Consider the following 8,140-nt stretch of genomic DNA (forward strand, 5'->3'; position numbering starts at 1 on the left):
GTCTGTTCTTGCTCAACGTCTTCAAGCCGAGACTCCAGCTGCTCGATCGTTTTAGCTTGCTTTTGGAGCATGCACCACATTTGCTCGCGGCTCGGGATTTCTGTAGTGCTGTCTTTGATCTCGCTGTCTGTGAGACCATCCTGAATACTCTCATCAAAGCCGAGAGTGGTAGCGACGTCCTGTTCATCGGGGGCTTCAGCATCAATTTTGTTTGGATCTTTTCCAATCGTCATCGTATCGTAGTCTCTGGTTGCGATTAGTCGGTTCTCGATACCTGGCGTAGAGTAGCCTCTAACCAGTCGGCAGATCTCGTGAGTGAGACAGCAACGGCTGATCGAGAGGCGAACTTTTAAGCCGATCTGGGTCGCAGAATAAGGTGACCAAACCTTAGGGGGCGAATCAACGCCCCCTTCTTCCGCGACCCACACCGGTTAGCGGTGGGTGTGTTTCTCTTATCTTGTTGGTTACTCGTTGTTTGTGACCTTACTTAAATCTGGTAGTCCTGTCTGACGTTGTTTTTTGTTCTGTGGTGAATTGCCCGAGGAGGAGTATTTGGGACAGATTTTTTCGTCGTTGCACCCGCTATCTACGAATAATGACGTTTCAGTCGACCTGGAGTAATCTGCTCGAGGAGTGCGAGGCGTTAGGGGAGGAAGCGACACTGGTGATGCCATTATCGGAGAAGCCATTTCAGATCACAGATGTTCAGGAGCATCGAATCGTCATTGAGTTCCCCGACTCAGACGAGAAGCGGCCACTCCAGCGTGACCAATTCGAGACGCTTGCACGCCGAATCAGCGATGCAGCTGACTCATTTGACCTTGAGCGATTACCCCCCGACGCCGATCCCTATCCTGCGGTTTTGATACTCACGGACATAAATACGTGAAGATATTTGGAACTTCGATTCGATCAAGTGCAGAGAACGCAGCATCACGAAGATCGTCGAGTGAGTCGAACAGACGGTTGCCAAGCTCTTGATCAAGCTGTCTCCAACACTCTTCCGCGGGGTTCAGCTCGGGTGAACCCCGCGGAAGGTAACAGAGTTCGATCGGCGTGTCTTCGACGAATTCCTGCACCGCGTTGGCTGTGAAATACGACGCATTGTCCAAGACGACACAGATTTTCTCGCCGAATTCGGTCTGGAGAGCGTCCAACAAGCGGATCGTCGTGTCGCTGTTGAAGTTCTCGGCACAAGATAGAAAGAACGTCTCGCTGGAATCGCCCACTGCACCGAGTAGCTTGATGCTGTCCCACGCGCCCGTCACCGGCAGTGACGGGCGCTCTCCCTCGGGAAACCACGCATAGATTAGCGACGAAAGCACTTGACGCGTCTGATCGATGGTCAGGATTGTGTATTCATTGTCCAGGTTGTCGCGCTTTTTTTGAAGCCTTCTTGCCAGGCTTCTTGGGCTCTTTCGTCGGATTTGTAGAACTCCGGCCGGGCTGTCTTCCAGGACAGCCCGGCCTCGGACATTAATCGCCGAACGTGGCGTTCACAGTACTCAACGTCGAATTCCTCGGTGAGATAATGACGAGCTAGTGGAACAGACCATGCGGGGGCATCTATCCCAACTTCTTCGGGCGGTTCGTGGAGAGTCTCAACGAACTGATCGTACTGTTCGTCAGAGAGTTCGGGTGGTCTGCCTTCACGTGGATTGTCATAGACGACTTGCTCGACCGGCTCATCAGCGAGCCGGTCGAGCCGCTCAACCCATCGAGATAGCCATGGACCGGTGTATCCGTACCGTTCAGCTACTTCTGCCATCGTCGCGTCGTCTTCTTCGAAGTAGTTGATCACCGCCATCAGGCGCTGTGTCGGCTTCTTGTCCTCGACCTCCGCGAGCGCGTCGCGGAGGTCGTCGAGGGTGGCGGCGTCAAGCGCGGCCATATCACATAATCACACTCTAGCCTAAAGAATATTCAGCCGACAGTATGAAGATCCATCCAGCCCGTGCGACGTGCATGGAGGGTGAGCGCGAATGATGCCTCGCGACGGACACTCGAGGACGTCGATCAGTAGCAGCGGATCGTCTTTTGACTATCACACCCTGTAAGAGGGCACTTGCTTGCTTACGAGGTAAAACGAGCCCTGCTATTTAAACATATATGAGGGTTAAGCAAAGTGAAAACAAGATATACTACGCAACTTATATTTGAGAAAGTATAAATTGCCAAACAGATGAATATCAATGAGACAGTATCGACAAGTAGCTCTGGGAGAACGACATTCCCGTTTCCGACGGTGATCGGTACGCCGACCTCAGAGAGTCTTGTGCAGGGCTTGATAGTGTTTAAGGAAGATATTTACTGGTGTCTGTTATAGAGTTGGTAATGGGTCGGCTCGACGAGACCACGCTTGAGGAACTCTACGAGCTCAAAGAGCAGATCGACGAAGGGAAGCCGCGAGAACGTGTTCTCGCGGCGATCGGGCGCAAGCAGGGCGATCAACTGGATACGTTGGCTGACCGCCATGGAGTCGTCGAGAAAACGATCCGCAACTGGCTCGATCGGTTCGAGGAAGAACCGATCGAGCAGGCTCCCTACGACGCTCCTCGACCAGGTGGCCCAGCAAAGATCGAGGGAGACGACCGTGAGCAACTTTTCGAACAGTTGCAACAGCCGCCGACTGAACTCGGCTACGATCAGCAAGCGTGGTCAGCGAAGCTCCTGCTCCACCACGTCAAAGAGGAGTACGGCGTCGAATACCACGAGAACTACGCCTACGAGTTGTTGAGAGAGGCCGGGCTGTCCTTGCGGACAGCACGGCCTCAACATCACGAGGCTGATCCCGAGGAAAAAGCCGAGTTTCAGCGGACAGTCGAAAAAAACGATCCGAACTGAGCGAAAAAACCGTCGTCGTTGTCGATCAGTTCACCAAGCACGTTGGAACCGTCCAACGACGCGGCTGGTACCCAATCGGCTCGAATCCGACCATAGAGACGGCAACGTCCTGGGAGTCGGTGACAGTGCTTGGCGCTGTCACCGACGATGGTGACAGCTTCTACTGCTGGACAGAGGAGAACTTGACCAGGTTCCACGGAATTCGGCTGTTAGAGGCACTAACCGACAAGTTCGGTGAGGAATTAGTGGTCTTTCTTGACCGAGCAGGCTACTTCTACGCGAGGGATCTCTGGGAACACGTCAGCGGAGAGCGCGAGACCGAAACTGTCGGAGACAGTTCGGTCTCGTGCGTGCGCGGCGACGATCTCGAAGTGTGGTACTTCCCGTCGAAGCTCCCCGAATTGAACGCCGTCGAAGGGTACTGGGATCAGCTCCAAGAGTGGTTCAAGTATCGCCTTATGCCAGATCTCTCGACGCTGAAAGACTACATTCCACGAGGACTGAGCGCAATCGACGAACCAAACATTTGGCCGTATCTTACTGGCAAGGATTCGTCTTAATCACTATGAGGAGTAGAATCAGAAAATAAAGCGATAACGGATGGCTTGATGCACCGCGTGAATGACGGTCTCAGCAGCCCCTGTAACTTGTTCACGCTTCAGGGGTTTAGGTGCGGGATTTCCATGAATTCTATCTATTCCTATGCTGTCTCGGATTCAATTGAACCCCCATTTTAGAAAGCTCTCTCTCGTGTAGCTCCCACAGTGTTTGATATCGAATTCGAGCGCTGGATACACGATAGTGGAGGCAGTAGGACAGACTTGTTTAGCTTCGGCCGTCTTGACCATAGCAACGCTGCAAACTGGGTTTGATATCTACTGTCAACAGCAAAAGAATAATAATCCATACTTACTTAACCTCTATTAGATGTTCAGGACTATAATTCAATTCCTTCGACAGCCAGAATACACCGGTGAAAATCGATGCATACCCTGCACAATACTTAATTTGGGAATCGCATCGATTATAGCTGCTCTCTTTTCGCAGAAATCAAAACGAATTGCCATGGCTTTGTTTAGTATCTCGACCTTTCTCATTTATTTCCGTGGCTATCTTGTTCCAAGGACACCAACACTTACAAAGCGATATCTTCCAGCCGATGTCCTGCAATGGTTCGGCAAGGACTCAGACCTAAATCTCAATTCTGGATTGGGAACGGGTAATACGCCTATCAATTCCGCGGACTCGGCTTCACCCACTGATCCTACGGCATCGGCTACTTCTGATGAGAATCTTAGGGATCAAATGAAACTCAACCCCGAACAATATCTCCGTGAACACGGCATCATCGAATCTTGTGAGGATATTGATGATCTCTGTCTTACAAAAGAATTCAAAACTTCTTGGCTCGAGAAAATTGAGTCAATCAATACCGCAGAAATTTCGGGTGACGATGCAGCAGCGGTTTTCGACCTAAAAACGGATGGGACAGTAGAAATTGTCGAATTTGACGAGGCTCGGGTGATGAGACGTGATGGAACTCAAGTCGGGAAGTGGCCATCACACGCGGCACTAGTCGCAGATGTAGCCGCCGCAAAAGTACTTGAACGCCGAGATCCAAATTTGAGTCGGTACAGTCCCGAACAAAAAGGCCAGTTACTGATGACTTTACGACTGTTTCTTGATGTCTGCCCAACGAGTGGTGGTACAGTACGTATGACTGATGAGACAGTCGAGTCTTGTTGTTCGTCTCACGATATTATTGCGATTGAATGTGAAGAAACCAATGAACGACTATTCGAACACCCAATTGCCGATACCAAAATATGAAAACAACAATCATATAATGTTTACATTCAAAATTAGTATAAATTAACATCCAAGAACAGCTTGCGACCACCATCCAACCGACTGCTGAGGCTTAGCTAAAGACCAATGTTGTTGGTGACTGTTGTGGAGTTTAGCCGTCAGCTGTGCCAATGCTGTAGCATTTCGATTTGCTCTATGGTCTCGATCCAGCCGATTCAGACGCTTTGAACGGCGGCTTTCAATGCTATTGACAGAATCAATCATTACTGAGAGTATTAACTAAAGACAAATGTAATTATTGACTATACCAAAAGTATAAATGTAATGCGTCCAATTATTTAATGTCGATGAAAAAGCAATTCAGCGGCACTGAGATCAGTCGTCGTAACGTCTTACGAATGATCGGATCTGGGGGAGCGGCGTCAATAGTTGGTTCCAGCACTGCATATGCTGCAACAGCTAAAGAAGATTCAATAGAACCAATCACGGGCGAAAATCTCGGTGAGGTCGTCCGTGAAGTTGCAGCCAAAGACGATATAATAAACGTGATGGGTCGTGCCTGGTCCGAAACGGTTCGTAGTACACATGTTTCTGAGGTACCCCACGACGAACATCCTCAGCATGATGACTTGTTCGATGGTAAGGGACCAGAAAAAATGGCACCGCATGCGGTTGACACCGCCGATGAAATTACCGTCTATGCTGTTGATAAGGAGTTAGATGACGGTAACAAGGTTACTTCGGTTGCTTTTGAGACCGAAGATCGAGTAATATCCTATCATGAGTATGAAAAGGTGCATAACGCTGTGCAAACGATAGCACAAGAATTCCAGATCCAAGAAACCGAGAATAAAAAATGGCCAACAGTTTCGATCGAAGATCGAAGCGTCAACGGTGAAGAACCCGTTCCAGTTACAGAGGTTACAAACGAAAAGTCAGATGACGACCTAGTCGCTAATAGTGATTGTGAAGATCCTTGTGGAGGATGTTACGGTGCGCCACCGGGTGCGAGCAACGGACAATCGCTACACGTAACATGTTCGGGCAGTTTTGATATTGATTGTGCACTGAATTCGCTCGGTTGTGGCTGGTGTAAAACCTCTTGTACACCAGCAACAATTGGTGTATGTGTGACCTGTATTGTAATATTTTGTGGTATTGGTGTTGTACGTTCATGCTGCGATGAAACAGTAACAGATACGTGTGTGGAATGTGGTTGTGGAAGTTGTGGTGTCTGTGATGAAATAACATGATTAGGAATTTGACATTGCGTTATTCAAAACGGCTGAATTTGCCGTATCAAAGTTAATTAGGATGATCAAACAATCAATAAAATGATTGATGGGCTGTTCCGGGAACCGGAGGGCGGTATATTACCTTGGATTGGGATACCGGTCGGTATCTCGATTGCCGCTGTGAGTATCATTAGTCGATTTGGGCTCGAGAATCGTGCTGCCTTCGTTTTCATGGGACTGTTTATTTTCTTCACTAGTACTGCAGAAATAGTCCCCAGTGGTGACAAGCGAATTGTGGGTGCTTTCCGTATACTCGGCGTCGTATGTATGCTTCTTTTTGCTGTCGTGTTTATCACGCGCCCATCGACGCTCATGTAGAGGTATCACCGGTCCCGAAGATACCGACGGAGTAGTCGAACTGTCTCATACTGTCGGACGGAAGTCAGTACAGAGCCGGTCGTGAACTCGGGCTCGTCGTCTACGAGGACGACCCCAGCAGAACGATCGGCTTCACGTAGTTCTGTCCACCAGTACCAGGCTTAAGCTCGAGAGTCGCTGGCGGTGGTGAGCCTTTCTGGATAGCACTTGGGAGATAGACGGTCCCGTTTTCGAGATTGAGGTGATTCACGTTGAGAGAGCGCACAGCTTGCCGGCACGAAGGCCAGCATCATAGAGCAGTGCGATGATCACGTCATTCCGATCCTGAAGGAAGGGTGCGACAGCGTCAGATAGGCAGACGTCTTGAAGTTGCTCAACCTGATTCGGCTGAGCCACGTTTGGGAACGGCTGTACTCATCAGAGTACTCAACGTCGGGATTGCTTGGCATGGGTTCTGTGGGCGATATGGTTCTTAAGCGAGAGGGGTAAATCAGTCGGTCAACGTCGCAGTTTGTGGTAAACTACGACGTTTGACTGACAACATGACATACCACATAGAGAGATTGCAAGAGAATCACGATTGGTGTCGCCGCTTTGCCAGAGGCAGGGGCTTCTCTGGATTCCGTTACTGGAGATACGTACTGAGCAGCCCAGCATTCTATCTGTCGAAAATCAGAATCTCATGTAAACTCGATTTCCTTAACTAGTAGAATGAGCGAGTAGTCAACATGAGTATTCTGCTTCAAATTGCTTCGCTTGCAACAGTAGCACTTGGGTTAGCCTATATCGCTGCCCCGCAGAAAATGCATATCTTCGATTTCCGGTACCAGCGTGGAGGCTCATCTAAATTATCCAGAAAAGGTGTTTGGATATATCGGTCACTTGGTATTGCGCTTGTCTTATTAGGATTCCCACGATTATTTTGAGTGGAGCTCTACAGCTTTCCTTCTATGATAACTGGTATACCTTCCCCCCTGTTGCTGTTCTCGTGGTCGACCGGAACGCTGGTGAGCCACCACTTTGCTCAAGTCCACCGCCCCTTATGCAACACTCTCCAGCGTGAGAAAGGCCAATGTTGCACAAGGCGGTTAGTCGTCAGGCATTCCGAAGGCCCACCACTTCGCCCGAGTGAAGAGACCCGCTTTGCGATATGATTTCTCCTCTTCGATGTACTCAACCAGCTCAGTATGCTGTTCGCGCTGTTGGATTATAGTATGTTTTTCGTTCTGTAAACGCTGGTTTTCGGTCTGTAGTTGATCGTATTCAATCCCCCGCTCGAGAAGGTCGCGAATGGCCTCGGAACGGGAGCAATCGTTTTCGTCCGAATACGCCTGTATGGCCTCATCTATTTCCTCAGGAACGCGGGCGGCCACTTGCTCCATATACGCCTGAAAACAAGCGAAAACACAAGAAGCTGAGTCAGACGTATGTCTTGCAGTAGTCGGCAAAATGAGGGTTAGTAGCTCTCGGCCTCGAGGTCATCAACGCGTGCAAACTCATCTACGTTACGCGTGAGCACTCGGGGGTCTGGGGTTCCAACCGCTGTTCCGGCGATCAGGACATCACGAGCACCAATCCGTTCACCGCGGTCAAGAAGCTCATGTTGGATCGATATCGCTTGTCGAGCTGTTGTGTCAGTAACCGGAAGGACTACGAGGTCGTCAACGACCTCTCCAAACTGCTCGCGATACCTGGCGCTTTCTCCTCGGAGCCCAACACCCACCTCAAAGACGGTAAGTGAAGAGAGAGCGACAGGATCACTCTCGTCTCGAAGCTCAGCGAGTCGATTTATCGCTGCGTCGTCTCCTCGAAGTACGTCGTGGATAAACGTCGAGTCAAGAATCATACAGTATGACTATGCCTCGTCAGACTGT

At 49.9% G+C, this 8,140-nt stretch carries 7 protein-coding genes and 2 pseudogenes; 5 read left to right on the forward strand and 4 right to left on the reverse strand.

Annotated elements, in window-relative coordinates:
• Positions 1–233: pseudogene (locus QA609_RS24195) on the reverse strand (hypothetical protein); the annotation flags it as partial.
• A 362-nt stretch (positions 234–595) separates the two neighbouring features.
• On the opposite strand from QA609_RS24195, the pseudogene QA609_RS24200 reads away from it, so the two are divergent.
• Positions 596–865 (forward strand): annotated as a pseudogene (locus QA609_RS24200) (hypothetical protein); the annotation flags it as partial.
• A gap of 4 nt (positions 866–869) precedes the next feature.
• Here QA609_RS24200 and QA609_RS24205 read toward each other — a convergent pair.
• A protein-coding gene (locus QA609_RS24205) for an IS630 family transposase (RefSeq protein WP_278305183.1) occupies positions 870–1,891 on the reverse strand; the annotation gives its coding sequence in 2 pieces (ribosomal slippage) (positions 870–1,385 and positions 1,388–1,891; 1,020 coding nt in all).
• A 443-nt stretch (positions 1,892–2,334) separates the two neighbouring features.
• Here QA609_RS24205 and QA609_RS24210 point away from each other — a divergent pair.
• The 4 genes from QA609_RS24210 (at position 2,335) to QA609_RS24225 (ending at position 5,906) form a co-directional block, all read left to right on the forward strand.
• A complete protein-coding gene (locus QA609_RS24210; RefSeq protein WP_278305184.1) occupies positions 2,335–2,844 on the forward strand; it encodes an IS630 family transposase in 510 nt (169 codons plus the stop codon).
• Entirely contained in the window at positions 2,841–3,404 is a 564-nt protein-coding gene (locus QA609_RS24215) for a transposase (protein WP_278305189.1), read from the forward strand. The genes QA609_RS24210 and QA609_RS24215 overlap by 4 nt, the downstream gene beginning before the upstream one ends.
• A gap of 448 nt (positions 3,405–3,852) precedes the next feature.
• Complete coding sequence (locus QA609_RS24220) at positions 3,853–4,674, forward strand: hypothetical protein (RefSeq protein WP_278305185.1); 822 nt, start codon at positions 3,853–3,855, stop codon at positions 4,672–4,674.
• 326 nt (positions 4,675–5,000) lie between these two features.
• A complete protein-coding gene (locus tag QA609_RS24225) occupies positions 5,001–5,906 on the forward strand; it encodes a hypothetical protein (protein WP_278305186.1) in 906 nt (301 codons plus the stop codon).
• Between the two features lie 1,448 nt (positions 5,907–7,354).
• Here the strand turns inward: QA609_RS24225 and QA609_RS24230 are convergent.
• Positions 7,355–7,648, reverse strand: coding sequence for a ribbon-helix-helix protein, CopG family (locus QA609_RS24230; RefSeq protein ID WP_278305187.1), 294 nt, complete (start codon positions 7,646–7,648; stop codon positions 7,355–7,357).
• Positions 7,649–7,722: 74 nt separating this feature from the next.
• Positions 7,723–8,112, reverse strand: a complete 390-nt coding sequence (locus QA609_RS24235; RefSeq protein WP_278305188.1) for a PIN domain-containing protein — start codon at positions 8,110–8,112, stop codon at positions 7,723–7,725.
• Positions 8,113–8,140 lie beyond the last annotated feature (28 nt).

The organism is Natronococcus sp. A-GB7 (genome assembly GCF_029688865.1).
Classification (GTDB): Archaea; Halobacteriota; Halobacteria; order Halobacteriales; family Natrialbaceae; genus Natronococcus.

Coding starts and splice junctions, on each gene's coding strand:
- QA609_RS24230 (WP_278305187.1), bottom strand. CDS start 7,648: ATGGAGCAAGTGGCCGCCCGCGTTCCTGAGGAAATAGATGAGGCCATA.
- QA609_RS24225 (WP_278305186.1), top strand. CDS start 5,001: ATGAAAAAGCAATTCAGCGGCACTGAGATCAGTCGTCGTAACGTCTTA.
- QA609_RS24235 (WP_278305188.1), bottom strand. CDS start 8,112: ATGATTCTTGACTCGACGTTTATCCACGACGTACTTCGAGGAGACGAC.
- QA609_RS24210 (WP_278305184.1), top strand. CDS start 2,335: ATGGGTCGGCTCGACGAGACCACGCTTGAGGAACTCTACGAGCTCAAA.